This is a genomic window from Mesorhizobium sp. AR10, from assembly GCF_024746795.1.
GTDB lineage: Bacteria > Pseudomonadota > Alphaproteobacteria > Rhizobiales > Rhizobiaceae > Mesorhizobium.
In genome coordinates, this window is record NZ_CP080524.1 from 5,216,979 (window position 1) to 5,240,116 (window position 23,138).

Genomic DNA, 23,138 nt, shown 5'->3' on the forward strand with positions numbered 1-23,138 from the left:
CAGCGCAACCTGATCGAGCGCTTCTTCACTCAGCTGAAACAGTTCCGCCGCGTCGCAAACCGCTATGACAAGCTGGCGGCCAACGTCCTCGCCATGGTTCAACTCGCCTCAATGCGGCTGTGGCTGCGTGCTTTTGAGTCTACGACCTAACTCGCGGCGTTGAAGCGCAGGATATCGCGACCGTCCTTGTCCGATATCACCAGCTTGCCGGCGTCGACATGGTAGGAAGCGGCCTTGGCCAGCGCTTCGAACAGCGCCTTTTCCTCGGCCATGATTTCGGGCGCGCAGGCCTTGAAGGTCGAGCCTATGTCGCTGATGGCGATCGTCGAACCGTCGACCTTGGCGGTGGCGAAGTAGACGTTGCAAGGGCCGCTGCCACCGGCCTTGCCGGCCTCGCTGATCCGGAACGTCGCCTGCGGCTCGGCAATCACGCCGATGCCGTCGATATATTCGATCAGCCAGCTCTGGCCGAACACCGCGGCCGCGTCATTCTGCGCCACCATCTTCAGCATGATGGTCTGCGGCGCATCGCTCAGCGGGTCGACCTGATGGCGGGTGTCGGAGATGAACATCAGCTTGTTGTCGACGGTGATGCGCGCCTGCAGCGCATACGTCATATCAGGCCGGATCACCTGGGGATCGAAGCTGATCTCGAACTTGATCGGCACCTGGCCGGCCGGCGCCACCTTGCGCTCGCCGATGACAGCCGCCGGCGCATCGGCCAGCGACACATCGGCAAGCTGCACGGACAGCACGGCGTTGGGCGGCAGCGCGATGCGCTCGCGGTACATCACCTCGCCCTTCAGGGTTCTCTCGGCGGCTACGGACAGTTCCGGAACGGCGAGTATGCCGACAACCAGCGGCACGAACCCGAAGATGAAGAATTCGGCGATCCTGTCCAGCATGACCATCTCCCTTTGCCGAACCCGATTTGGCCAAGGGATTGCGGTCAATGCATGGCTGCGGCGAGATTTTATTCGGACGGCGGCGCCTTCCAGCGCAAGGCGGCTTTGTCGTCGGCTTCCTTGGCATCAACCCAGCCGCCCTCGGAGCCGTCGGCACGGTGTTCCTTCTTCCAGAAGGGCGCGCGCGATTTCAGATAGTCCATCAGAAAATTCGCAGCCTCGAACGCCGCCTGCCGGTGGGCGGAAGCCGCCACCACGAGTACGATGTTTTCGCCGGGGGCGATCTTGCCGTGGCGATGGATGGCGGTGAGGCCCTGCAGCGGCCAGCGCTGAACCGCCTCGGCGGCGATGCGGGTGATCTCGGCCTCGGCCATGCCGGGATAGTGTTCGAGTTCCAGCGCCGACAAGGCGCCCTGCTCGTCGCGGCAAAGGCCGGAGAAGGTCACGATAGCGCCGATGTCGGCGCGGCCGGCGGTCAGCCTGGCGATCTCGGCGGCGACGTCGAAATCCTGCGCCTGGATGCGCACCATCGGCACCACGCCGGACACGGTTTCAGCCCCCGGTCATCGGCGGGAACAGCGCGATCTCGTGCGCGCCGGCGATCTTCTCGCGGTGCTCGACATGTTCCTGGTTGATGGCGACGCGGATCACATCGGGATACTCCAGCGCGTGCTCGTATTCCTCCCCGCGCGATTTCAGCCAGCGCAACAGGTCGGCGACGGTTTCGATGCCGTCAGGCAGGTCGACATCCTCTTCCGGCTTGCCGATCCGCTCGCGCACCCAGGCGAAATAGATGAGCTTCGTCATCTCACTCGTCCATGATGTGCTTGAGGCCAGCGCGGAAATAATCATAGCCGGTGTAGAGCGTGACCAGCGCCGCGATCCACAGCAGCACCAGCCCGGTCTGGGTGGTCAGCGGGAAGATCTTGTCGCCGGCAGGGCCGGCGAGCAGGAAGGCGATGGCGACCATCTGGATGGCGGTCTTCCATTTGGCCAGCTGCGTCACCGGCACCGAGACCTTCAGCGCCGCCAGATATTCGCGCAGGCCCGAGACCAGGATTTCGCGGCACAGGATGATGATCGCCGCCCACAGTGACCAGCCAGCGATGCCGGCATGGCGATCGGTGTCGGCTGCCAGCAGCAGCAGGCAAGTGGCGACCAGCAGTTTGTCGGCGATCGGGTCGAGCATCTTGCCGATGTTGGAGGTCTGCTGCCAGGCACGCGCCAGATAGCCGTCGAGATAATCGGTGATCGACGCCAGCAGGAAGATGATCAGCGCCAACCAGCGGGCGAAATCGCTCGATTTCAGGTGCCCTTCGAGAAAAAAACACAACACGACCAGCGGCACCGCGATGATGCGGGCGTAGGTGAGCATGTTGGGCAGGTTGAACGCGCGCTTGGCCATGTGCGGGGAACTCTTTCTTCCTGCGTACTCAAATCAGAAGCGAATGTGGGGGGTCAACAGGCGAGTGTCGATGGACCAACCGAAAATAGCCGACAATCCTTGTTTTCATGCATGTCGCTATCCCAAAACCGCTTCACACTTTGGGCGACATGCATCAGCTCTCATGAAAATGATTGTAGACCAGCTTTGCCACCTGCTCGGAAATACCGTCGACCACCATCAGATCCTCCATTGCCGCGCGGCTGACCGCCTTGGCGGTGCCGAAATGCATCAGCAGGGCGCGCTTGCGGCCGGGGCCGATGCCGCTGATCTCGTCGAGCGGGCTCTTGATCATCTCCTTCTTGCGGCGGGCGCGGTGCGAACCGATGGCGAAACGGTGGACCTCGTCACGCAGCCGCTGGACGAAATAAAGCACGGGATCACGTACGGGCAGCGAAAACGAGTCCCTGCCCCTGACGAAGAAGCGTTCGCGGCCGGCGTCGCGGTCCTGGCCCTTGGCGATGCCGATCGCCACGACACGGTCCTCGATGCCGAGATCGGCGAGGATCTTGCGCACCGCCGACATCTGGCCCTGGCCGCCGTCGATGAGGATGACGTCGGGCCAGGCCGGGAAGCCGCCCGAAATGTCGTCCTCGATATCGTCGCCCGGCTCGCTTGGAGCCGTATCGCCCGCCGGGACATCGCCATGTTCCTTCAACAGCCTGGAGAAGCGCCGCTCCATCACCTCGCGCATCATGCCGAAGTCGTCGCCCGGGGTGATCTCGGTCGAGCGGATGTTGAATTTCCGGTACTGATTCTTCACGAACCCTTCCGGCCCGGCGACAACCATGGCGCCGACGGCATTGGTGCCCATGATGTGCGAGTTGTCGTAGACCTCGATGCGCACCGGCGGTTTTGCCAGGCCGAAGGTCTCGGCAAAGCCGGTGAGCAGCCTGCCTTGCGTCGAGGTTTCGGCCAGCCGCCGGCCGAGCGCCTCACGGGCATTCTGCAGTGCGTTGTCGGTCAAATCCTTCTTCTCGCCGCGTTGCGGCACCGAGATCGCCACCTTGCGGCCGGCGCGGGTCGAAAGCGCCTCGGCCAGCAATTCCTGGTCCTCGACGCCATGCGACAGCAGGATGGTGCGCGGCGTTGGCTTGTCGTCATAGAACTGCGCCAGGAACGAGCCCAGCACTTCCGAAGCCTCCAGCGCCGGATCGGCCTTGGGGAAATAGGCGCGGTTGCCCCAGTTCTGGCCGGTGCGGAAGAAGAACACCTGGATACAGACCTGGCCGCCTTCCTGATGGATGGCGAAGACATCGGCCTCGTCGACGGTGGCCGGGTTGATGCCCTGGTGGCTCTGCACATGCGACAATGCCGCCAGCCGGTCGCGATAGATGGCGGCGCGCTCGAAATCGAGGTTCTCCGAGGCCTGCTGCATGGCGGCGGAAATTTCGGTCTTCACCTTCTGGCTGCGGCCCGACAGAAAATCCTTCGCCTCGCCGACCAGTTCGGCATAGTCGCCATGCGAGATCTCGCCGGTGCACGGGCCGGCGCAGCGCTTGATCTGGAACAGCAGGCAAGGCCGCGTGCGATTCTCGTAGAAGGAGTTGGTGCAGCTCCTGAGCAGGAAGGCGCGCTGCAGTGAATTGATGGTGCGGCCGACGGCGCCGGCCGAGGCGAAGGGACCGAAATAGTCGCCCTTGCGCGAGCGCGCGCCGCGATGCTTGTAGATGCCGGGCGAGACATGGTCGCCGGTGAGCAGGATATAGGGGAACGACTTGTCGTCCCGCATCAGAACATTGAAGCGCGGCCGCAAGCGCTTGATAAGATTGGCCTCAAGCAGCAGCGCCTCGATCTCGGTGCGGGTGACGACGAACTCCATCGTCGAGGTCTCGCGCACCATGCGGCCGATGCGGTTGGTGTGGAAACGCCCTTGCGCGTAGTTGGTCACCCGCTTCTTCAGGCTGCGCGCCTTGCCGACATAGAGCACGTCGCCGGCGGCGTTCATCATGCGGTAGACGCCGGGCGCGTTGGGCAGCCGCTTGACCAGTGTCTGGATGACCTCGGCGCCGACCATGCCGTCGGCATCGCCGGCATGCGGCGTCCAGTCGATGGCGGTGAAGGCGACGTCCGGACCCGCCGGCGCGACGGTCTCGTCTGCGGCCTCGTCCTCGAGGTCGATTTCAGGGGGCAGGTCGTCGGCGCCGCCGCGCGATTTGTGTTTCTGCTCTACGGGACTCATTCCGTCATGCCTGTCACATCGGGCGTCTGCCATGCAAGATGCTGGCCGCCATCGAGCGCGATCATCTGGCCGGTGATCGAGTGCGCCGCCCAGAGATAGCGGATGGTGGCACCGAATTCCGACAATTGCGGGCCGCGCTTCAGGATCAGCCCGTCGACCTGCGCGGCGAAATCATGATCGTCCTGGCGGGCGTTCTTCAGGGTCGGGCCGGGACCAATGGCGTTGACACGGATGCGCGGCCCCAGTCCCTGCGCCATCATCTCGGTTGCCCTCCATAGTGCCGATTTCGACAGCGCGTAGGAGAAATAGCGCGGCGTCGGCCGCCAGACACGCTGGTCGATGATGTTGACGATCAGCCCCTCCTGCCCTTCCGGCAGTGCGCGGGCGAAGTTCTGCGCCAGTAGCGCCGGCGCCTTCACATGGACGGCGAAATGGCGGTCCCAGGCCTGCCAGTCGAAATCCAGAATGCTGTCGTCGACGAACAGCGAGGCGTTGTTGACCAGCAGCCTGATGGGGCCGAGCGTTGCCTCGGCGCGACCGACCAGGTCGCCGACGGCGTCCATGTCGGTGAGGTCGGCGGCAATTGCCGCAGCGCGGCCGCCTGCGTCCCTGATCCGGGCGGCCAGCACCTCCGCCTCGGCCAGCGATTTGTTGGCGTGGATGGCGACGGCAAAACCATGCGCGGCAAGATCTTCGACGATCGCCTTGCCGATCCGCCTTGCTCCGCCCGTCACCAGTGCGGTCCCGGCCGCTTCATTCATCTGTCAATCCTCAATCGGCAGCCGCGATTGCGGCCCGCCGGCAAATATGGCTCGCCAGGGGTTAAATGCCGTTTCCACCTGGGGCAGCATTGTGGCGAAGCTGCCCGATCGGCAACCCGAGCCTGCCAAGACTCAGGTTGAACCGACCCGCAATATAGGGCGCTGGACCCCTTGCACCAAGCCGTGTGCAGCGCAGCATGAGCAGCTTGCTGACATCTCGCTGTTGCGAAGATGCAACGTCAAGGTTCAGCCTCATTCGTGCCGGGGAATGACCCAAGTTCAGGTTCGCTTCAGCCGCATTTTGACACGACATTTGGAACCGTTGAACGCCAGATCCGTTTCACCCCCCGGACGGGTCGATGGCGCTCATGACAAACAAGCCTGTGTCCTGTGGCTTAAGGAGTAAAGAACAATGCAAGCCAATCTTAAATTTGCGCGACCACTTGCGGTAGCGCTCGGGCTCTTCGCCCTCAGTGGAACTGCCTATGCCGCGGACGTCGTCTCGGAAGAGCCGCCGGCGCCCACGCCGATCGCGGAGCTTCCCGTCGCCTCCTGGGCCGGCCCCTATGCCGGTCTCAACGTTGGCTATGGCTTTAGCGGCCATACCAAGGAAAGGGATTTCGACGTGGACGTCGGCACCAAGGGTTTCGTCGGCAGTGTCTTCGGCGGCTACCAGTGGCAGCAGGAGAACTTCGTCTACGGCGCTGAAGCCGAACTCGGCTACAACGGCGTCAAAGGCGATGAAGCCGGTGTGAATTCCAAGGCCGGCTTCGATGGTTCGCTGCGTGCCCGCCTCGGCTACGCCGTGACCCCGGAAATCCTGCTCTATGGTACCGGTGGTCTCGCCGGCAGGAGCCTGAAGGTAGAAGATACAGTGCTTGGCACCAGCGATAGCGCCACCATGCTTGGCTGGACCGCCGGTGTCGGCACCGACATCAAGATCACTGACAATGTGTTCGGCCGTGTCGAGTACCGCTACACCGACTACGGCGACAAGGACTTCGGCGGTGGCATCGGCAACGTCAAGGCCACCGACAACCGCGTCACCTTCGGCGTCGGTATGAAGTTCTAAAATATCTAAAAGCCATGACACGAAAAAGCCGGGCCTCGCGCCCGGCTTTTTTTGTTTGCCCGGCGACAACTCCCCTGTTGCCTCGTCGCGGCGCGCCGCCGGCGGAAAAGTCCCCCAGATGCGTTTTAAAATTTGCCGTTGCGCGGCGTCAGGGCTTGTGGCTATAGTTAGTACGTGGCTCGCACGAACAAACAGGACCACCTGTGACGACCCTGCAGACAGCGCCCCAAGCTGGGCCGATGCGCGGTCGGGATATGAGCCGGAACACTCCGTCAACAGGGGATATGCACAGTGAACCGCTTTCAAAAACTCTCGACCGCGGCGCTCGTCGCGGCATCTTTCGCGCCGGCGGCGCTGGCCGCCGACGACAAGCTGACAATCGGCATCATCACCTTCTCGACTTCCGACGTCGACACCAACCAGATGGTCGACACCATGACGAAGGAGGCTCAGTCCAAGGGCTGGTCGGTGGAGACGCTCAATGCCAACGGTGATCCGTCGCAGGCGATCACCAGCATCAAGCAGCTGGCGACCAAGAAGGTGAACGCCATCATCGTCACGGTGTTCGACTCGACCGGCCTCGCCGCCGGGCTGCAGGCCGCGGCGGACGCAAAGATCCCGGTGCTTTCGGCCGGCGGCGGCATGGCCGACGGCATCGCGCTTTCGGCAAGCACCGGTGCGGCGCCGCCGCTGATCGACCTGATGCTGAAGGACGTCGGCACCACCGGCACCTTGCTCGACCTCACCTATCACCCCGGCATTCCGTGCCGCGAGCGAGCCGACGCCTTCGATGCGGCGGTCGCGGCAAATCCGGGGCTCAAGGCGACATCGCACGAGATCAGCATCCCGGGTGCGGCCGAATCCTCGCAGGCCGCGACCAGCGCCTGGCTCGCCGCCAATGCCGACGCCAAGGGGCCATTCGCGATCTTCAACTGCTATGACGACAACGCCATGGGCGCGATCGCGGCGCTGAAGCAGAACGGCCGCAGCGATGTGAAGGTCTATTCCTTCAACGCCACCGCGCCGGCCGTCCAGGCGGTCAAGGACGGAACGATGACCGCCACGCTCGGCGTCGACCTGACTTCGGCCGGCAAGATGCTGGTCGACCAGATCCCCGACATCCTGGCGGCCGGCGACCAGTGGAAGCCGAAATCCTTCGTGCCTGGCTACACGCTCGTCACCAAGGACAATGTCGACCAGTTCATGAAGGACAATCCGCAGTAAACGCTGCAGATTGAGGTCCGGCAGGGCTTGCCCTGCCGGACCCGAGTTCCATCATGAACAGAGCTGTCATGCCCGCTGACCATTCCCTGCCCGAAACCTCCGCCCCGGCGGAGGGCGCCTTGCCGGTCACGCAGGCCGGGTATCTCCCTCCCGGCACGCGCGACCGGCGGGCGCTTCTGATGCGCCTGCTCGGCACCTACGGCACCATCATCGTGCTGGCGTCGATGCTGGTGATCTTCTCGGTTCTGCAGCCGGGGACTTTCGCGACAATCGGCAATTTCCGCAATATCATCAACGATATGGCGATCGGCACCATTGTTGCGGCCGGGCTCACCGTGCCGCTGGTGGCCGGCGATTTCGACCTCAGCATCGGCTATGTCGCAAGCTTCTGCGGGCTGCTCGTGGTCGGGCTCTTGAGCTATAGCGGGCTGTCGATCCCGCTCGCCATCGTCCTCGTCGTCGGCCTCGGCACGCTCATCGGCATCGTCAACGGCATCGTCGTCTCCAAGATCGGCGTGAATGCCTTCATCGCCACGCTCGGTACCGGCACCATCGTCGTCGGCCTGAACTACGCCTATTCGGGCGGGATTCCGCTGCAGCTCACGCAGTCGCGCGAGTTCACCAACATCGCCATCGGCCGGATCGCCGGGGTGCCGCATCTCGTCATCATCATGGCCGTCGTGCTCACGGTCCTGTGGGTGATCCTCAATCGTACGGTGCAGGGCCAGCACATCAAGGCGATCGGCGTCAGCCCGGAATCGGCGCGCCGCGCCGGTGTCGCCGTCGACCGCAGCCGAATCGTCGCCTTCGCCATCGCCAGCACCTGTGCTGCCATCGGCGGCGTGCTGATGGCCTCGAATCTCGGCTCCGGCCAGGTGACGGCGGGCGACAGCTTCATGCTGACCTCGTTCTCGGCCGCCTTCCTCGGCTCGGCGGCGCTGCGAGAGGGCCAGTTCCACATCCTCGGCACTTTGATCGGCGTGCTGACGGTCGCCGTCGGCAATAACGGGCTGGCGATGATCGGCGCGCCGATCTTCACCCAGTTCCTGTTCACCGGCAGCCTGCTCGTCGTCGCCGTCGCGCTCGGCGGCATCGGCCGCCGCTACGGGAGGGGTTAGGCCATGGCGCAAGCAACGCTGCTCAGCCTGCGCCATATATGCCGCAGCTTCGGCGGCATCCAGGCGCTCGACGATGTTTCGCTTGAGATCGTCAAGGGCGACATCATCGGCCTGGTCGGCGACAATGGCGCCGGCAAGTCGACGCTGATCAAGATCCTGGCCGGCGCGCATGATCCGACGTCCGGCGAGGTCATCCTCGAAGGGCGATCGCAGAAATTGTCGCCACCGGCCGAGGCGCAACGCCTCGGCATCGAGACCGTCTATCAGGACCTGTCGCTGATCGGCACCTTCACCGCGGCCGAGAACTTCTTCCTCGGCCGCGAGCTGGCGCTTGGCCGCGGCCCGGCGCTGCTGCGCTGGATCCGCCGCAAGTCGATGGGCGACACCGCCACGCGCGGCCTCGAGCAACTCAACATCGACATTCCCGGCGTGCGCTCGAAGCCGGTCGACCGCATGTCCGGCGGCCAGCGCCAACTGGTGGCGATCGCGCGCGGCGCCTTCTGGGGCCACAAGCTGCTGCTGCTCGACGAACCGACAGCGGCGCTGGGCGTGCGCGAATCGCGCGAGGTGCTCGACCTCATCAAACGGCTCGGCGCCCAAGGGCTGACGATCGTCATGGTCACCCACAATCTCGACCACCTCTGGCAGGTGTGCAACCGCGTGGTGGTGATGCGCCGGGGCCGCAAGGTCGCCGATCTCGAGAGTTCCGGCACCAACATGGAGGACGTCGTCGCCTACATCACCGGCGCCCGCGAGCCGATGACGCCCCGCCGCCCCACCATCGCCGAGACTGGCGCATGAGCGGCGCGACCGACGGCATGACGCTGCGCCGGCTGCTGGCCGATGCGCCCAATCGCTGGGGCCACTGGGGCGTCGACGACGAGATCGGCGCGCTCAACTATCTGACATCAGACGAGGTCAAACGCGGTATGGCGGCGGTGCGGCACGGCCGCACCTTCACGCTCGGCGTGCCGATCGCCACCCACGAGGGCGACGCCGTGTTTCCCGGCCGCTGGCCGGCGAAACATTTCATGGTCGCTGACAAGGCCGGCTTCGAGAACGGTCACTGGCACGCTCTTCCCGGCGGCCTCGAATTCGCCGACGACTACGTCACCGGCTTCGCTCAGGCCGGCACGCATTGCGATGCGCTCGGCCATATGTGGTTCGACGACACGCTGTGGAACGGTTTTCCGGCAAGCAGCACCAATGGCGGCATGACCAAGGCCGGCATCATGCCGATCGCCGAGCGCGGCATCGTCGGCCGCGGCGTGCTGCTCGACATCGCCCGCTTCCGCGGCAAGCCGGCGCTGGAGCGCGCCGAGACGTTCACGCATCACGACCTGATGGACTGTGCGCGGGCGCAAGGCGTCGACATCGCGCCGCGCAGCATCCTGCTCATCCGCACCGGCTGGGTCGGCGCGCTGGCGGCGGGACGCGAGAGGATCGGTGAAAACTATTGGGAGCCCGGGCTGACCTTCAGCCTCGACCTCGTGCGCTGGTTCGACGAGATGCAGATCCCCAGCCTGGTCACCGACACACTGGCCAACGAAACCACCTACGAGCCCGAGACCGGCCTGATGCTGGTGCTGCATGCGGCGCTGATGCGCAATCTCGGCGTCGTCTTCACCGAGATGGCGTCGCTCGACGCGCTGGCCGCCGACTGCGCCGCGGACCGCCGCTACGAAGGTTTTTACTGCGCCAGCCCGGCCAAGGTCAGCAAGGGCACCGGCGGCTCGGCAAATCCAGTGTTCATCAAATAGACGGAATGGCTTTCATGACTTCTACAACCGACCTGACGCAGCTCTGTTTCCTGCCGGCCACTGAACTGGCGGCTCGTATCCGGCGCCGCGACCTGTCGCCGGTCGAAGTGACCGAGGCCTATCTGCGCCGCATCGAGGCGCGCAACCCGCTCGTCAATGCCTATACGCTGGTTCTCGGCGACCAGGCGATGGATGCCGCGCGCGCCGCCGAAAAGGCTGTCATGGCCGGCGGTCCGCTCGGGCCGCTGCACGGGGTGCCGGTCGGCATCAAGGATCTCGACGATGTCGCCGGCGTGCCGACGTCGATGGCGTCGCTGGCGGTCAAGAACCGGGTGCCGAAGACCAGTGCTGCGGCGGTCGAGCGCCTGCTCGATGCCGGCGCCATCGTGCTCGGCAAGACCAATACGCCGGAGTTCGGCCACAAGGGCATCACCGACAATCTGCGCTTCGGGCCGACCAGCACGCCCTTCGCAATCGGCTACAATTCCGGCGGCTCGTCGGGCGGCAGTGCCGCGGCGGTCGCCGACGGCATGGCGGCGCTGGCGCAAGGCACCGACGGCGGCGGCTCGGTGCGCATCCCGGCCTCGTTCAGCGGCACCGTCGGTTTCAAGCCCTCCTTCGGCCGTGTCCCTTCGGTGACGCGACCCGACGGGTTCCTGTGGGGGCATCCGCTGGTCCACATTGGACCGCTGGCGCGCACCGTTGCCGACGCCGCACTGATGACCAGCATCATGGCCGGCCCGCACAGCCGCGATCCGCTCAGCCTGCCCGACGACGGTGTCGACTATATCGGCGGCGCCAGCGGGCCGACACGCAAGCTGCGCGTCGCCTACAGCCCGCGTCTCGGCAATTTCCCGGTCCACCCTCAAGTCGCCGCCGTCGTCGCCAATGCGGTCGACACGATGCGGCGCAACGGCATCGAGGTCGACGAGGTCGAGCTCGATTTCAAGGCCGATCACAAGGAGCTGGCGGCGCTGTGGGTGCGCACGATCTCGATCCACTACGCGGCGATCGCCGTCTACTGGAAACAGGAAGGCATCGACCTGATGGGCGAACACGCCGCGGTGCTGACCCCGCAATTCCTGGCCATGCTGGAGGGCGCCTACAAGGTGTCCGCCGTCGACCACGCACTCGACGATCTCCTGCGCACCGGCGTCTATGACGGGCTCGAGGATGTGTTCGAAACCCATGACCTGATCGTCTCGCCGACGCTGGCCATCCCCCCGGTGAAGAACGCCACCGACGGCAACACGATCGGGCCGACATCGATCAATGGCGAAGCGGTCGATCCGCTGATCGGCTGGTGCATGACCTATCCGATCAACTACACCGGCCATCCCGCGGCCTCGGTGCCGGCCGGCCTGACGGTGCAGGGCCTGCCGGTCGGCCTGCAGATCATCGGGCGGCGGCACACCGACGAAAGCGTGCTGGCCATGGCGGCACAGTTCGAGCGCATGCAGCCCTGGTTCCAGGCCTATCCGGGCCTTGCCGGATAGGTCTCGAAAGCGCGGCGCGTCTAGAGTTCCGGTGCGACGATTTCGACGAGCCAGTCGATGAAGACGCGCACGCGCGGCGAAAGCTGGCGGCTCCTGGGATAGAGCACGGAGATCGGCAATGGGGTCGGCGGGTGCTCGGGCAGCACTTCCACCAGCCTGCCCGCCGCGAGGTCTTTGGAATAGCGATAGCGGGGCGCCTGCATCAGGCCGAAGCCCAAACGTGCTAGCTCGGCATAGCTTTCGGAGTTGGTGACGGTGATGCGGACCGGTAGCGTCATGGTCCGAACCTCTCCCGCCACGGTGAATTCGAGTGGCAGCACCTGTCCGGTGCGCGAAGAGGCGAAGCCGATCATCTCGTGTCCCTTGAGATCGTCAAGGGAGCGCGGCATGCCGTGGCGCTCGATATAGGCGGGGCTGGCGAACGTCGCCTCCTGGGCCAGGCCCAGCCGGCGCACGATCATATCGCTGTCGGCGATCTCGCCGGCGCGGATGACGCAGTCGTAGCCCTCACGCACGATATCGACGAAGCGGTCGCCTTCGCCGAGGTAAAGCGTGAGGGCCGGGTGACGCCCGAGGAAGGCCGGCAATTCGGGAAGGATGAAGGTACGCGCCATCGGCCCGTGCACGTCGATGCGCAGCAGCCCGCGAACCTCGCTGCCGGTCAGCGCCGCTTCGGCGTCCTCGATCTCGGCGAGGATCGCCTTGCAGCGTCGGTAGTAGATCTCGCCCTCCAGCGTCGGGGTGACGTGGCGGGTGGTCCGCTGCAAAAGGCGAACGCCGAGCCGCTGCTCGAACTGCTTGATCGCCGTGGTGGCGCTTGATCGCGGCACGCCAAGGTCGGATGCCGCGGCACTGAAGCTCTGCCGCTCCACGACGCGAACCAGCAGGCGCATGCTGTCAAATCGGTCCATTGTTCTTATTTTCGGAACGCATATGTTAAAACAAGATGGATTGTTTCAATCTATAGACGGATTACATCGGTGTCCATGATCAACCTTGAAAGGATTTTGGACATGAACACGCGCAAAATCGCCCTCGTTACCGGCGGCAGCCGGGGCCTGGGCCGCAACACCGCTGAGAATCTTGCCCGCAAGGGCGTTGATGTGGTGATCACCTACCATTCCCAGGCCGACGCCGCCGAAGCGGTCGTCGCAGCGATCGGAGCCGAAGGCGGCAAGGCGGTGGCCTTGCAGCTCGATACAGGTGCGACGGCGAGCTTCGACGGCTTTGCCGAGAAGCTGAAAGGCGTGCTCCGCGATATCTGGGGCCGCGACAGCTTCGACTTCCTCGTCAACAATGCCGGCACCGGATTTCACAAGGATATTGCCGAGACCAGCGAGGCGGATTTCGACGCGCTGGTGGCGGTGCATCTGAAAGGCGTCTTCTTCCTGACGCAGAAACTATTGCCGCTGATTGCCGATGGCGGCCGCATCATCAACCTGTCGAGCGGCCTGGCACGCTTCTCGATGGCCGGCACAGCCGCCTATGCCATGATGAAAGGGGGCATCGAAGTGTTCACGCGCAGCCTTGCCAAGGAGCTTGCGCCCCGCCGAATCACCGCCAACACTGTCGCGCCAGGTGCGATCGCCACCGATTTCAACGGCGGACGCGTGCGCGACAATCCAGATGCGCAGCGCATGGTGGCACAGATCACCGCGCTCGGGCGCCCTGGCGTCGCCGACGACATCGGCCCGATGATCGCCTCGCTGCTTTCGGAGGACAACCGCTGGGTCAATGCGCAGCGGATCGAGGTCTCCGGCGGCATGTTAATCTGACCGGCAAGCCTGGTCAGATTGGAAGCTGCAACAACTCCGAGATGACCAGGCCGGCCGCGCCCAGAAGGGCGGCGCCATCGCCGGCGTCGCCGGCGATGAATTCGATAACGCCGCCGGGGCGCGAGGGAACCATGGCGCGGACGTGATCGGCGATCGCGGTAAGCATGCGATCGCCGCCGAGCACGACATCACCATGCAAGATGAAGATGTTGGGCGCCACCGTCTGCTGCAGATTGGCGATGCCGACGGCGACGTTGCGGGCGTAGCGGTCGAGCAGCTGAGCCGCCCCCGGCAAGCGGCGCGCCGCCATATCGACGAGACGGGCCGAATCGATCAGGTCGGGTTCGGGCAGAGCCGCGATGGCGGCCTCGCGCCGCAGCCAGCTCAACGTGGCGATGGTATCCCAGCAGCCGCGCCTGCCGCAACGGCAGAGCTCGCCGTCGAGTTGGACGAAGGTGTGGCCGAGCTCGCCGCCAGCGCCTGCCGTGCCACGGTAGAGGTGGCCATCGAAATAAAGCGCCCCACCCAGCACCTCGCCGGTGTAGACGACCGCGAACTGCCTGACGCCGCGCCCGGCGCCGAACCAGCGGTCGCCGACCAGCAAGGCGCGCGGATGGTGGTCGAGCTTGACCGGCAGGCCGAAGCGTCGGCCGAGCTCGTCGGCGAGCGGATAGCGGTCGAGCGCCGGCGCGAGATTGACGGTGACGATCGAGCCGCGATCGGTATCGACCATGCCGCCGACGGCAACGCCGATGCCGAAGGGCGTGCGCCGCGCCCTGGCCAGTGTATCGCCGACGCACTCGGCGATCGTCTCGATGATCGGCTGAACCGGCCCCCTGCCGTCGGGCAGCGCCATCTTGCGCTCCGATTCGATCTTGCCGTCGAGCGTCGCCACGCAGGCATGCACGGCGTCCGGCATCAAAAGCACGCCGCAGATCGGCCGGGCATTGGGCGAGAACCACAATGGCCGCGCGGGCTTGCCGCCGCCGGGATTGGCGGGAGTAGGATCGCTCTCGATCAGCACCTGGTCGTCGATCAGCGGCTGCACGATGCCGGAAATGGTGGTGCGGTTGACGCCGGCAAGGCGCGCCAGATCGGCACGACTGGTGGGCCCGAGATCGAACAGGGCCTGCAGCACGCGGCCGCGATTGGTCGAGCCGACCATCGAAGAGGACAGCAGCGCCTTGCGCGGGCGCCCTGCCCGCTCCGCGCCGGCGCCATCGCCGCCGGGCGGCGTGAACATCGAGTTGCGTGCGCCATTCGGGCTGTCGTCGTCGGTCATGTTCATCGCTGGGTTTTCACGCCGCCATTCCTGAAAACCTTTCTAGCCCAGGAGCTTGCCGGTTTCGAGAACTTTGTGCGAGACGGCAACAAACTCGCAGAAAACAGTGAGCCGGGCCCTCCCCGCGGCCGAGCTTCGCTGCCATCCTGGCGCCAGACTTCAAAGTGTCTCGGCAGGTGGGTGAACTGACGGCTTTTGCTGGAAACCATCATGGGCCGGAATCGACGGCAGCCGGTCGAGCCACTTCGCCCGCGAGCGCATGACGACCTGTGCGTCCGGCCTGTAGTCGTCCGGATCGGTCATCGTGGCAGCGTGAACATGAATCTCTGTGGGCCATCTGTCGGAGCGGAAATAGAGCCTTGAGCCGCAGGACGGGCAGAATCCGCGAAACGTCCTGGGGCTGCTCTCGTAATGCACGATGTCGCCGGTCCAGATCAGGTGCTCCGGTCTCATCCCCACGAATGCCGTGAAGGGGGAGGACGTGGCGCGCTGACAATCGGTGCAGTGACAAACCAGATTGCGCGTGATGTCTCCGGAGTATGTCCAGGTGACGGCCCCGCACATGCAATGCCCCGCCAGAAATCCCATTGCTCCCTCCTGCGTGCGCCGATGCATTGCAACATAAGTTGCGCGATCAGCTCAGGCGCGTCGCTTTGCGACCTTGTTGGGTCTCAAGTTGGGGGTGAGGTGCGAGCTGCCGATCTCCCCCTTGCGGGGGAGATTGGACGTCACTTCGGCTTTCGCCAATCTCCGACGTCGAAGACCAAGTCGTCGCTTAGCCCGGAACGGCGGGCTTCAGCTCAGGAAATTTCTCGTCGAAGCGCGCCGCCCAGCGCGTCAGCCGGCCGCGACCCTTTTCCCATTTTCCGGCAAAACGCAGCGAGAGATAGCCAAGGCAGGCGCGCAGCGCTATCTGGCCGACGGTGATCTTCTTTGGCAGTTTCGGCGGATTGGCGTTGAGCAGATCAAGTGCCGCGGTAATCTTCGCCCACTGCTTGTCCAGCCATGGCTGGTAGACCATGTCTTCCGGCCGCACGCGCCGCTCATAGACCATCGACAGCGCGCAATCGCAGATGCCGTCGGCCAGCGCCTCCAGCACTTCCGCCTCGAGCCGCTTGTCGGCATTGCGCGGAAACAGCACGTTCTTCGACACCCGGTTGAGATGCTGGGTGATCGCGCGGCTGTCGTGGATCGAGCGGCCGTCGTCGAGCACCAGCACCGGGATCTTGCCGAGTGGATTGGCGCCAACGAGTTCGGCCGGCTTTTCCTCCGTCTTGATCGGCACGAGATCGATGGCGACGCCGACATAGGCTGCGGCCATGCGCACCTTGGAGCTGTAGGGAGAGGACGACGCGTAGAGCAGCTTGGGCATGATCGGGTTCCTGTTTGCTGGTGGGGGCAGTGTTGACCGATCAGGCGCAGTCGAGCAACGGCCAGAAGCAGAAAACCCAGACGCCAGCGGGTGGCGGGTTTGGCAAGGCGGCGCTATTGCTCCTCCAAGGAGCGCTCCATGATGATGGTGCGTTCATCACCATGGTAACTGTCTCGGACCGCCTTGAACCCGAGCTTGGCGTAAAATGGCTCTGCCGTGACGGAGGACGGCACGGCCAGGACGGTTACACCGTCCGCGTGCGCCGCCTCTTCGACCTCCGCCATGAGTCGTTGCCCGATGCCACGGCGCTGCAGTTCAGGATCCACAAATACGGATCGAACGGTGCTTCCATCCAGGCTGGCTGTTCCAACGATCCTGTCACGCACAACCGCGACAGAAACCCTTCGCCTCCTCATGAGCGCCAGGACAGCGGACGGGCTGAAGCTCTTCTCCACACGAGCGATGATGTCCTGCGAATAGTCTTTCGCATTGGTCTCTCGCAGAGCTGCCAGGATCACGCGGCTCACGGCTTCCGCATCGTCCTCGTTGGCTCTGCGAATCGTGAGCTCCAAAGTCACTTTGCTACCCAAGCGGCTGGTTCGAATTCCTTGCAGAGCCGACAGTGGACGGCACGCAGTCTGGCGGTCAACAACAAAGACCATGCCTTGTGCCAAGACTTGATCTGCGGTCGGCGGCACAAAAAAAGCCCCACCGGACTTCGCCTGACGGCGAAGTCCTGGGAGCTGCGAAAAGATATCCTCCGTCCGCCTCTATTCTCGCCTTCCGAGCACCGAACCGATCAGAGCGGTGGCGTCTGTTCCGACATCCGCCCTTGACCGTCTCGGCACTGTCCCCTGGCGATCGAAGAAACGCGACTACTTCTTGGCGGGCTTCTTCGCTGCTGCCTTCGGCTTGGCAGCGGGAGCTGCTTTCTTCACTGGTGCCGAAGACTTCGCTGCTGCCGCCTTCTTTGCTGGTGCTGCCTTCGCAGCCGGCTTCTTGGCAGGCGCTGCTTTCTTCGCTGCAGGTTTTGCCGCAGCCTTTGCAGCCGGCTTCTTGGCCGGTGCTGCCTTGGCCTTGGCCGGTGCTGCTTTCTTCACTGCAGGTTTTGCTGCAGCCTTTGCAGCCGGCTTCTTGGCCGGCGCTGCTTTTGCCTTGGCCGCGGCGGCCTTCGGCTTGGCAGCAGGTGCTGCTTTCTTCACTGCAGCCGCAGCCTTCGCCGCCACTGCTTTTACTGGTGCTTTCTTTGCCGGTGCCTTGGACGCCGGCGCTTTGGATAACTGCTTAGCCATGCGATGCCCCTTTAGTTGTGCCGATGGCCGTTAATGACCCGGCGCGTCAATGCATATCTGACTCGCGCGTGTCTAGCCAGCGAAGCATTACAGTGATTTTAGCAGATTAAATTTCGGTTACGACCGCAAAGCGATCGTGCTGAATCTTTGATCGCGCAACGAAGTCTGCGGCGAAAATTCTTCGCACTCTATCTTGGTTGATCTTGTCGACACGCTCAGGTTTTTTCGAGCGGCGTCGACCGCAGACATCGGCAGCCGCTCGCAAAGATCATGAAGAGTTGCCGGATCGCACGCTTCGTCTTGTCCAGCGTGACGAACAAGCGCGAAGACGAAAGCAACAGGACAGGCGCGTCGTTGCATCATCTTGCGGCATACGAATAAAGTGAGCTTTAAGCTCATATACCCAAGAGATCACCTCGCTCGCGAAAAAACGTTTCAGGCGCCGAGCGGCTCGCGTACCGTTTGCAGCCGGCGCTCCGGCTCGGCCCGGTGGAGATGGACGGCGAAGGTGTCCCATGGCGGCGAGATGGAAAGCCCAGCCAGGATGCGGCCGATCTCGCCGCGATGATAGCCGCCGTGAAGAACGACATGGGTCAGCATTTCCTGGCGCGACATCAAGCCCTTGTCTTCATTGGTGAAAATGAACGGCACGGGTTCGGACAAAGCCGCAGCGAGACGGCTTCCAGATAGTCCAGATACCAGCAATCCATCGCCGCGACATCGGTGCGCAGCACGTCGAGAGCCGGCGTTTCCTCGGTGTTGTCGGCGCTGTAGCCGTGGCGCGCGCCGGTGAGATGCGCCGCGAATATTTTTGACACCACGTGGCTGTGATTGAGAAGCCGTATCGCGGTGTGGCGCTCCTTGGCGTGCGCCTGCGGATCCAGGTTCGCGAGCTTCTCCAGCAACTCGTCATTGGCCCAGCTCTGATAGGCGAAGAGACTGCGAAGCAAAACCAAGGCACTCATGATCGGTATCCCCTTCCGGAAAATGTGAGTATGTTGTCTATATTCTTGCGGGGTTGGAGCAGACATGTCTACTCGCATTGCAAAGCCGCGCTCGCGCATGCGTAAGGAGCCGCGCCAGGCGCGTTCCAGAGCGACCGTCGAGGCGATCATCGAGGCGGGTGCTCACGTTCTGAGCGATCTCGGATGGGCCGGCTTCACCACCAACAAGGTGGCCGAGGCAGCCGGCGCCAGCATCGGCTCGCTCTACCAGTATTTCCCCGACAAGCTTTCATTGGTCGAGGCAATCCGGCGCCGTCACTTCGACCAAGTGCTATCGGTCATTGCCGAATCGGCGGAAGGGGACAAGCCGCTCAAAAGATTCGCGCAGCAGCTGGTGCGCGGCATGATCGCGGCGCACAGCATCCATCCGACGTTGCACCAGGTGCTGCTCGACGAGGCGCCGGGCGATCGCGGCTCGAGGGCCGCGCATGCGTCGTTCCAGTCGCGCTATCTCAGTCACTATGCAGCGGCCGTCGCCGTCTATCGCAAACCGAGAAAGAGCGCCGACATCGAAACCGTCGCGCGCGTGCTGTCCTCCGCAGTCGAGGGCGTGATTCACAATGCAGCGCGACGGGACATGCTGGACTCACCCGAGTTGCAGCAGCAGCTGGTCGAGCTGATCTGCGCCTACCTTGCCGAACGGCACAGAAGCACGCAACGGTGAGACGGCGTCACGGCTGGTAGCCGAGGCAGATGGCTCCGAGTGCGACGACGACGCAGGCGCCGACACGCCTGGGCGTCAGCATCTCGCCGAGAAACAGCCGCTCGATGAAGGCAGCGAAGACGACACTGGTTTCGCGGATCGCGGTGATCGGCCCGGCCGGGCCGAGCGCGAAGGCCGCGACCACGACGCCATAGGCCAAAAGTGCGAACAGGCCGCCGCCGAGCGCCTTCCATGTTTCCGGCGCGCGCAGGTCCACAGTGAGCCGGCCACGGCAGGCGACAAAGGTCGCCGGCAGCAAGGCGCCGTAGATCAGCAGAACCCATGCGGTGTAGGCGCCGGCGTTACCCGCCGCGCGAACGCCGATCGCATCGACCGTCGCATAGGCGGCAATGATCGCTCCCGTTGCCAGCGCATAGAGTATCGATGTGGCTGCTGCCCTCCCCCTGCCGAGCGAAAGACCCATGATGCCGCCGGCGACCAGCGCGACGCCAAGGGTCTGCGGCATGGTGAGCTGCTGGTTGGCGAGGAAAAAACCCGCCGAGCGTAACCAGCAGCGGCACGCTGCCGCGAACGATCGGATAGACCTGCCCCAGCTCACCATATTTGTAGGCAGCCACCAGGAACACGCTGTAGCCGACCTGCAGGCAGGCCGAGAGCACGACATAGGGCCAGGCCGGGGCCGCTGGAAGGGCGAGAAAGATCGCCAAGGGAATGGCAGCCGCCGTGCTGGAAAAGCTCATGACGGTGACGGTCCACAGCCTGTCGGAGCCGGTCCGCAGGAAGGCGTTCCAGGTTGCGTGCAAAATCGCGGCAAACAGCGCGAGCCCGATGACCAACGGGCTCATTGCGGCCTGCGCGACGCAGCGATGATGCCCAAGGCCGCCTTGCGGGCATCGCGGATGGCGGTGTCCGCCTGCCCCATCTGGGCCATCAGGGTCGCGCCTTCGATCAGCATCAACAGTGCCGCCGCGGCGCTCTCTGCCCGCCCACGCGGTATCGCACCCTCGAGAATGGATTGCATACGTCGCCTGAGGCCGTTCTTCTGCCTGGCGACAGCCTTGAACACCGGATGCTCCGGATCGCCGAACTCGGCCAGCGCATGCGCGAACAGGCAGCCATGGAAATCCGCGCTGCGAAACCAGCGCTCGTGCCAGTCGAAGATTTTTCCGATCTTCTGCTGCGGCGTGGCCTTCTCTTCTGCGAGGCGGTCGAGCTGACGGTCAAAACGCCTGGCGCGATAGTCCAGCACCTCGACGATCAGTTCATCCTTGCTGGGAAAGTGCCGATACATCGTCATCTTGGCCACATCCGCCTCGGCGATGATGCGGTCGATGCCGGTGGCATGGAAGCCGGCGCGCTTGAACAGAGTGTAGGCCGTTTCGACGACGTGCTGACGTTTGTCGGATGTGGGCGATGGCGTCATGCAATCACCAAAGTGATGAGACAGGTCTGTCTCTTTTTAAGTCATGATAGTGCCTTCTGTCAACCGATCCAGCTTGATGCTGCCTTCGCGACTGGGCTGCTGCCGGCAAAATGCAAGACCGAAGCGCTGCGGCCGATCTGGCCGCAGGTGCGGAAGACTGCGTCTAGCGCAGGACGCGGCAGCGGCCGTTGTAGACCATCCAGCGGTCGAAGCCCGAAACGCAGAATTCGACATTGTCGCCCATCGAGGCGAAGCCCTGGCCTTCCTCGATCAGATACCAGATGGTGCGGGCGTTGCCGTCGGAGAGGCTGACCGTGGCGCCGCAATAGCGGCGGCCGATCGGCCAGGTTTCGTTGGCCGGCAAATAGCGGTGCTGATGGATGCGCTGGAAATCGGTGATCGAGACATCGGGCAGATGCGGCACATGATGCACCTGGTAGGAGAAGCGGCTGGTGATCTTGTTCAGAACCCAGGCTTGGCCGCAGACGCTACCATCATCGTCGGCATAAACGCCAAGGTCGGCGGCGTGCACCGCCTGGGTGACGCCCAGCGACGTGCCGAGCGGAGTGCAAAGGGCGATCAGTGCGGCAAGGGCGGATTTGGCGAAGCGAGTCATGGCAGCCTCTTATGGTCGATTGCGCACACTGTGCGGATTCGCTCGCGCGCGGTCAAGCGGTTGCGCTGACGATGGTTCTTACTTTGTAATTGCCTTCGGCCAAAGCCGGACCTCCTACATGGAACCATAAGGGTTCTGGCACGTTTACATCCGGACCTGAAGCGCAAGCCTTGGGTCGTTAAAGAGCCCGCCTTCCCGACCCCTCAGGAGCGCGGGCTTTTTCGCGCCTGCCGGCGCACCTTTGACTTGGGCTCGACGTGGGACCACCGCGTCGACCGCTCTACTCCCCAGCCAGCCATTCCAGCGACCAGTGCGCCGGTTTTTCCAAGGCAAGCAGCCTGTGCAAGGTTGGCAACAGCGTGCGCAGTTCGCCTTCCAGCGTGAACGGCGGGTTGACCACCAGCATGCCGCTGCCGTCGAGGCTGGGCTCTCGCGAAGCCGGCCTGATCTCGAACTCTATGTCGAGCAACCTCGGGATGCCTGATTGCTTCAGCGCCTTCCTGAAGGCGATGATCGCCTTGCGGTCCTTGATCGGATACCACAGCGCATAGATGCCGCCCGGCCACCGCTTGTGCGCTCTTTGCAGCCCGTCGACCATGCGCTCGAACTCGCCCTCCTCCTCGAACGGCGGATCGATGAGCACCAGGCCGCGCTTTTCCTTGGGCGGCAGATGCGCGCCGAGCGCCAGCCAGCCGTTGAGTTCGATCACCCGGGTCTGGAAATCGCTGGCGAACAGCGTCTTCAGTTTCGCGACATCCTTGGGGTGCAGTTCGATCGCCGACAGCCGGTCCTGCTTGCGCATGAGATGCCTGGCGATCAGCGGCGAGCCCGGATATTTCTGGACGCCGCCCTCGGGATTGAGCGAACGCACCGCGTCCAAATAGGGTGCCAGCAGCGCCGCCGCAGGCTTTCCGAGCGCGGCATCGACCAGGCGGCCGATGCCACCTTGCCATTCGCCGGTCTTCTCCGCCTCCGTCGACGACAAATCGTAGCGGCCGATGCCGGCATGGGTGTCGATGACGCGAAACGCCTTGTCCTTCTGCTTCAGATATTCAAGCAGCCGGCTCAGCACGACATGCTTGACGACATCGGCAAAATTTCCGGCGTGATAGGCGTGGCGATAATTCAATTGGAGCCCCTGCCCCAGCGTGGCGGTGGCGGCTGCGAATTCGGGTTCTCCGGCCGGCCGCCGCCACCACCAAAGCGCAACGCCAGCACCAGGCCGATTAGGCCGGCGGCCATCAGCGAAAAGCCGACCGGCCGCGCTCGGCTGTCGACCTCGCCGGCACCCGAGCGCAGCACGAGGTCCACCGCCCGCATTTCGATGCCGTCGGCGTCACCCGGACCGACCGTGAAGATGTAGGCGCCGGGGCCGACCGTCGCGATCACGCCGGCCTCGTCGCGAAAGATCTTGTCGGGCAATTGCGGGCTGGCCTGACGCGGATTGTCGGAATGGTTGAAGGCAAGCGTCGAGGCGAGCACCGTCCTGCCACCCGTAGCGGCGGTCAGCGTCAGAACGGTGCGCTGCTGCGAGACGACGATGCGCTCGGCCCGGGCGGTCAAGTCGACCAGCACCCGCACCGGCGCGTCGCGCGCGGCCAGCGGCACCGTCACCGGCTTGAAGCGGCCCTGCTCGTAGACCCGCCAAGAGCCGATCTCATGGCCGGAGAAATTGCTCATCGCCCAAGGATAGACGACACCGATGCCGGTGCCGGCAAGCAGGATCAGGAGAAACAGAAAGCGCATGC

At 64.2% G+C, this 23,138-nt stretch carries 27 protein-coding genes and 2 pseudogenes; 10 read left to right on the forward strand and 19 right to left on the reverse strand.

All coding sequences use genetic code 11. The annotated features are described in order from the left end of the window. Positions 1–150, forward strand: a pseudogene (locus LHFGNBLO_RS29065) (IS5/IS1182 family transposase); the annotation flags it as partial. Here LHFGNBLO_RS29065 and LHFGNBLO_RS29070 read toward each other — a convergent pair. From LHFGNBLO_RS29070 to LHFGNBLO_RS29095, 6 genes are all read right to left on the reverse strand, one after another. Further along, a complete protein-coding gene (locus LHFGNBLO_RS29070; RefSeq protein ID WP_258602706.1) occupies positions 147–905 on the reverse strand; it encodes a YbaY family lipoprotein in 759 nt (252 codons plus the stop codon). The pseudogene LHFGNBLO_RS29065 and the gene LHFGNBLO_RS29070 sit on opposite strands and share 4 nt — an antisense overlap. A gap of 68 nt (positions 906–973) precedes the next feature. Then, positions 974–1,435: a molybdenum cofactor biosynthesis protein MoaE gene (locus tag LHFGNBLO_RS29075; RefSeq protein ID WP_413774736.1), complete on the reverse strand. Its 462-nt coding sequence runs from the start codon at positions 1,433–1,435 to the stop codon at positions 974–976. 22 nt (positions 1,436–1,457) lie between these two features. Then, positions 1,458–1,712, reverse strand: coding sequence for a molybdopterin converting factor subunit 1 (gene moaD / locus LHFGNBLO_RS29080; protein ID WP_258602708.1), 255 nt, complete (start codon positions 1,710–1,712; stop codon positions 1,458–1,460). Between the two features lies 1 nt (position 1,713). Next, a complete protein-coding gene (gene pgsA / locus LHFGNBLO_RS29085) occupies positions 1,714–2,310 on the reverse strand; it encodes a CDP-diacylglycerol--glycerol-3-phosphate 3-phosphatidyltransferase (RefSeq protein ID WP_258602709.1) in 597 nt (198 codons plus the stop codon). A 154-nt stretch (positions 2,311–2,464) separates the two neighbouring features. Beyond that, complete coding sequence (gene uvrC, locus LHFGNBLO_RS29090; protein WP_258602710.1) at positions 2,465–4,531, reverse strand: excinuclease ABC subunit UvrC; 2,067 nt, start codon at positions 4,529–4,531, stop codon at positions 2,465–2,467. Beyond that, positions 4,528–5,292 carry an SDR family oxidoreductase gene (locus LHFGNBLO_RS29095; RefSeq protein WP_258602711.1) on the reverse strand — a complete coding sequence of 255 codons (765 nt, stop codon included), beginning with the start codon at positions 5,290–5,292 and terminating at the stop codon, positions 4,528–4,530. The genes uvrC and LHFGNBLO_RS29095 overlap by 4 nt, the downstream gene beginning before the upstream one ends. A 412-nt stretch (positions 5,293–5,704) precedes the next feature. On the opposite strand from LHFGNBLO_RS29095, the gene LHFGNBLO_RS29100 reads away from it, so the two are divergent. From LHFGNBLO_RS29100 to LHFGNBLO_RS29125, 6 genes are all read left to right on the forward strand, one after another. Continuing rightward, entirely contained in the window at positions 5,705–6,364 is a 660-nt protein-coding gene (locus LHFGNBLO_RS29100) for an outer membrane protein (protein WP_258602712.1), read from the forward strand. A gap of 291 nt (positions 6,365–6,655) precedes the next feature. After that, complete coding sequence (locus tag LHFGNBLO_RS29105) at positions 6,656–7,588, forward strand: sugar ABC transporter substrate-binding protein (RefSeq protein WP_258602713.1); 933 nt, start codon at positions 6,656–6,658, stop codon at positions 7,586–7,588. 53 nt (positions 7,589–7,641) lie between these two features. Beyond that, on the forward strand, positions 7,642–8,706 hold the full coding sequence (locus LHFGNBLO_RS29110) for an ABC transporter permease (protein ID WP_258602714.1): 1,065 nt from the start codon (positions 7,642–7,644) through the stop codon (positions 8,704–8,706). Positions 8,707–8,709: 3 nt separating this feature from the next. Further along, positions 8,710–9,507 carry an ATP-binding cassette domain-containing protein gene (locus tag LHFGNBLO_RS29115; protein WP_258602715.1) on the forward strand — a complete coding sequence of 266 codons (798 nt, stop codon included), beginning with the start codon at positions 8,710–8,712 and terminating at the stop codon, positions 9,505–9,507. Then, positions 9,504–10,466, forward strand: a complete 963-nt coding sequence (locus LHFGNBLO_RS29120; protein ID WP_258602716.1) for a cyclase family protein — start codon at positions 9,504–9,506, stop codon at positions 10,464–10,466. Before LHFGNBLO_RS29115 ends, LHFGNBLO_RS29120 begins: the two co-directional genes overlap by 4 nt. Before the next feature lie 14 nt (positions 10,467–10,480). Beyond that, a complete protein-coding gene (locus LHFGNBLO_RS29125) occupies positions 10,481–11,962 on the forward strand; it encodes an amidase (RefSeq protein WP_258602717.1) in 1,482 nt (493 codons plus the stop codon). 20 nt (positions 11,963–11,982) lie between these two features. Here the strand turns inward: LHFGNBLO_RS29125 and LHFGNBLO_RS29130 are convergent, their stop codons facing one another. Then, positions 11,983–12,873, reverse strand: a complete 891-nt coding sequence (locus LHFGNBLO_RS29130; protein WP_258602718.1) for a LysR family transcriptional regulator — start codon at positions 12,871–12,873, stop codon at positions 11,983–11,985. A 102-nt stretch (positions 12,874–12,975) separates the two neighbouring features. Between LHFGNBLO_RS29130 and LHFGNBLO_RS29135 the strand changes: the two genes are divergently transcribed. Further along, positions 12,976–13,737 carry an SDR family NAD(P)-dependent oxidoreductase gene (locus LHFGNBLO_RS29135; protein ID WP_413774655.1) on the forward strand — a complete coding sequence of 254 codons (762 nt, stop codon included), beginning with the start codon at positions 12,976–12,978 and terminating at the stop codon, positions 13,735–13,737. Between the two features lie 13 nt (positions 13,738–13,750). On the opposite strand, the gene LHFGNBLO_RS29140 is transcribed toward LHFGNBLO_RS29135, so the two are convergent. From LHFGNBLO_RS29140 to LHFGNBLO_RS29165, 7 genes are all read right to left on the reverse strand, one after another. Next, positions 13,751–15,025, reverse strand: coding sequence for an ROK family protein (locus tag LHFGNBLO_RS29140; protein WP_258602719.1), 1,275 nt, complete (start codon positions 15,023–15,025; stop codon positions 13,751–13,753). A gap of 153 nt (positions 15,026–15,178) precedes the next feature. After that, on the reverse strand, positions 15,179–15,607 hold the full coding sequence (locus LHFGNBLO_RS29145) for a GFA family protein (RefSeq protein ID WP_258602720.1): 429 nt from the start codon (positions 15,605–15,607) through the stop codon (positions 15,179–15,181). 187 nt (positions 15,608–15,794) lie between these two features. Further along, positions 15,795–16,391 carry a glutathione S-transferase family protein gene (locus tag LHFGNBLO_RS29150; protein ID WP_258602721.1) on the reverse strand — a complete coding sequence of 199 codons (597 nt, stop codon included), beginning with the start codon at positions 16,389–16,391 and terminating at the stop codon, positions 15,795–15,797. 113 nt (positions 16,392–16,504) lie between these two features. Beyond that, positions 16,505–17,053 carry a GNAT family N-acetyltransferase gene (locus LHFGNBLO_RS29155; RefSeq protein ID WP_319944186.1) on the reverse strand — a complete coding sequence of 183 codons (549 nt, stop codon included), beginning with the start codon at positions 17,051–17,053 and terminating at the stop codon, positions 16,505–16,507. A gap of 213 nt (positions 17,054–17,266) precedes the next feature. Continuing rightward, positions 17,267–17,683 (reverse strand): hypothetical protein, encoded by a 417-nt coding sequence (locus tag LHFGNBLO_RS29160; protein ID WP_258602722.1) that lies wholly within the window; start codon positions 17,681–17,683, stop codon positions 17,267–17,269. A 435-nt stretch (positions 17,684–18,118) separates the two neighbouring features. Then, entirely contained in the window at positions 18,119–18,298 is a 180-nt protein-coding gene (locus LHFGNBLO_RS33505; RefSeq protein WP_319944187.1) for a DinB family protein, read from the reverse strand. After that, positions 18,298–18,648 (reverse strand): hypothetical protein, encoded by a 351-nt coding sequence (locus LHFGNBLO_RS29165; protein WP_319944188.1) that lies wholly within the window; start codon positions 18,646–18,648, stop codon positions 18,298–18,300. The genes LHFGNBLO_RS33505 and LHFGNBLO_RS29165 overlap by 1 nt, the downstream gene beginning before the upstream one ends. Before the next feature lie 64 nt (positions 18,649–18,712). Here LHFGNBLO_RS29165 and LHFGNBLO_RS29170 point away from each other — a divergent pair, with 64 nt between their 5' ends. Continuing rightward, on the forward strand, positions 18,713–19,351 hold the full coding sequence (locus LHFGNBLO_RS29170; protein WP_319944189.1) for a TetR/AcrR family transcriptional regulator: 639 nt from the start codon (positions 18,713–18,715) through the stop codon (positions 19,349–19,351). A 7-nt stretch (positions 19,352–19,358) separates the two neighbouring features. On the opposite strand, the pseudogene LHFGNBLO_RS29175 reads toward LHFGNBLO_RS29170, so the two are convergent. After that, positions 19,359–20,130: pseudogene (locus LHFGNBLO_RS29175) on the reverse strand (EamA family transporter). On the opposite strand from LHFGNBLO_RS29175, the gene LHFGNBLO_RS29180 reads away from it, so the two are divergent. Continuing rightward, complete coding sequence (locus tag LHFGNBLO_RS29180; protein ID WP_258610047.1) at positions 20,063–20,221, forward strand: hypothetical protein; 159 nt, start codon at positions 20,063–20,065, stop codon at positions 20,219–20,221. The pseudogene LHFGNBLO_RS29175 and the gene LHFGNBLO_RS29180 overlap by 68 nt on opposite strands. Here the strand turns inward: LHFGNBLO_RS29180 and LHFGNBLO_RS29185 are convergent. The 4 genes from LHFGNBLO_RS29185 to LHFGNBLO_RS29200 form a co-directional block, all read right to left on the reverse strand. After that, on the reverse strand, positions 20,193–20,774 hold the full coding sequence (locus LHFGNBLO_RS29185) for a TetR/AcrR family transcriptional regulator (RefSeq protein WP_258602723.1): 582 nt from the start codon (positions 20,772–20,774) through the stop codon (positions 20,193–20,195). The two genes, LHFGNBLO_RS29180 and LHFGNBLO_RS29185, sit on opposite strands and share 29 nt — an antisense overlap. Before the next feature lie 163 nt (positions 20,775–20,937). Beyond that, a complete protein-coding gene (locus tag LHFGNBLO_RS29190; protein WP_258602724.1) occupies positions 20,938–21,390 on the reverse strand; it encodes a hypothetical protein in 453 nt (150 codons plus the stop codon). 280 nt (positions 21,391–21,670) lie between these two features. Continuing rightward, positions 21,671–22,519, reverse strand: a complete 849-nt coding sequence (locus tag LHFGNBLO_RS29195) for a 23S rRNA (adenine(2030)-N(6))-methyltransferase RlmJ (RefSeq protein WP_258602725.1) — start codon at positions 22,517–22,519, stop codon at positions 21,671–21,673. Then, on the reverse strand, positions 22,516–23,136 hold the full coding sequence (locus LHFGNBLO_RS29200) for a hypothetical protein (RefSeq protein ID WP_258602726.1): 621 nt from the start codon (positions 23,134–23,136) through the stop codon (positions 22,516–22,518). The genes LHFGNBLO_RS29195 and LHFGNBLO_RS29200 overlap by 4 nt, the downstream gene beginning before the upstream one ends. Positions 23,137–23,138: the final 2 nt, after the last annotated feature.

Excerpts from the sequence above, each read along its gene's own strand:
- LHFGNBLO_RS29070 (WP_258602706.1), bottom strand. The coding sequence starts at position 905 with ATGCTGGACAGGATCGCCGAATTCTTCATCTTCGGGTTCGTGCCGCTG.
- LHFGNBLO_RS29075 (WP_413774736.1), bottom strand. The coding sequence starts at position 1,435 with ATGGTGCGCATCCAGGCGCAGGATTTCGACGTCGCCGCCGAGATCGCC.
- moaD (WP_258602708.1), bottom strand. The coding sequence starts at position 1,712 with ATGACGAAGCTCATCTATTTCGCCTGGGTGCGCGAGCGGATCGGCAAG.
- pgsA (WP_258602709.1), bottom strand. The coding sequence starts at position 2,310 with ATGGCCAAGCGCGCGTTCAACCTGCCCAACATGCTCACCTACGCCCGC.
- uvrC (WP_258602710.1), bottom strand. The coding sequence starts at position 4,531 with ATGAGTCCCGTAGAGCAGAAACACAAATCGCGCGGCGGCGCCGACGAC.
- LHFGNBLO_RS29095 (WP_258602711.1), bottom strand. The coding sequence starts at position 5,292 with ATGAATGAAGCGGCCGGGACCGCACTGGTGACGGGCGGAGCAAGGCGG.
- LHFGNBLO_RS29100 (WP_258602712.1), top strand. The coding sequence starts at position 5,705 with ATGCAAGCCAATCTTAAATTTGCGCGACCACTTGCGGTAGCGCTCGGG.
- LHFGNBLO_RS29110 (WP_258602714.1), top strand. The coding sequence starts at position 7,642 with ATGAACAGAGCTGTCATGCCCGCTGACCATTCCCTGCCCGAAACCTCC.
- LHFGNBLO_RS29115 (WP_258602715.1), top strand. The coding sequence starts at position 8,710 with ATGGCGCAAGCAACGCTGCTCAGCCTGCGCCATATATGCCGCAGCTTC.
- LHFGNBLO_RS29120 (WP_258602716.1), top strand. The coding sequence starts at position 9,504 with ATGAGCGGCGCGACCGACGGCATGACGCTGCGCCGGCTGCTGGCCGAT.
- LHFGNBLO_RS29125 (WP_258602717.1), top strand. The coding sequence starts at position 10,481 with ATGACTTCTACAACCGACCTGACGCAGCTCTGTTTCCTGCCGGCCACT.
- LHFGNBLO_RS29130 (WP_258602718.1), bottom strand. The coding sequence starts at position 12,873 with ATGGACCGATTTGACAGCATGCGCCTGCTGGTTCGCGTCGTGGAGCGG.
- LHFGNBLO_RS29135 (WP_413774655.1), top strand. The coding sequence starts at position 12,976 with ATGAACACGCGCAAAATCGCCCTCGTTACCGGCGGCAGCCGGGGCCTG.
- LHFGNBLO_RS29140 (WP_258602719.1), bottom strand. The coding sequence starts at position 15,025 with ATGAACATGACCGACGACGACAGCCCGAATGGCGCACGCAACTCGATG.
- LHFGNBLO_RS29145 (WP_258602720.1), bottom strand. The coding sequence starts at position 15,607 with ATGGGATTTCTGGCGGGGCATTGCATGTGCGGGGCCGTCACCTGGACA.
- LHFGNBLO_RS29150 (WP_258602721.1), bottom strand. The coding sequence starts at position 16,391 with ATGCCCAAGCTGCTCTACGCGTCGTCCTCTCCCTACAGCTCCAAGGTG.
- LHFGNBLO_RS29155 (WP_319944186.1), bottom strand. The coding sequence starts at position 17,053 with ATGGTCTTTGTTGTTGACCGCCAGACTGCGTGCCGTCCACTGTCGGCT.
- LHFGNBLO_RS29160 (WP_258602722.1), bottom strand. The coding sequence starts at position 17,683 with ATGGCTAAGCAGTTATCCAAAGCGCCGGCGTCCAAGGCACCGGCAAAG.
- LHFGNBLO_RS33505 (WP_319944187.1), bottom strand. The coding sequence starts at position 18,298 with ATGTCGCGCCAGGAAATGCTGACCCATGTCGTTCTTCACGGCGGCTAT.
- LHFGNBLO_RS29165 (WP_319944188.1), bottom strand. The coding sequence starts at position 18,648 with ATGAGTGCCTTGGTTTTGCTTCGCAGTCTCTTCGCCTATCAGAGCTGG.
- LHFGNBLO_RS29170 (WP_319944189.1), top strand. The coding sequence starts at position 18,713 with ATGTCTACTCGCATTGCAAAGCCGCGCTCGCGCATGCGTAAGGAGCCG.
- LHFGNBLO_RS29180 (WP_258610047.1), top strand. The coding sequence starts at position 20,063 with ATGGCAGCCGCCGTGCTGGAAAAGCTCATGACGGTGACGGTCCACAGC.
- LHFGNBLO_RS29185 (WP_258602723.1), bottom strand. The coding sequence starts at position 20,774 with ATGACGCCATCGCCCACATCCGACAAACGTCAGCACGTCGTCGAAACG.
- LHFGNBLO_RS29190 (WP_258602724.1), bottom strand. The coding sequence starts at position 21,390 with ATGACTCGCTTCGCCAAATCCGCCCTTGCCGCACTGATCGCCCTTTGC.
- LHFGNBLO_RS29200 (WP_258602726.1), bottom strand. The coding sequence starts at position 23,136 with ATGCGCTTTCTGTTTCTCCTGATCCTGCTTGCCGGCACCGGCATCGGT.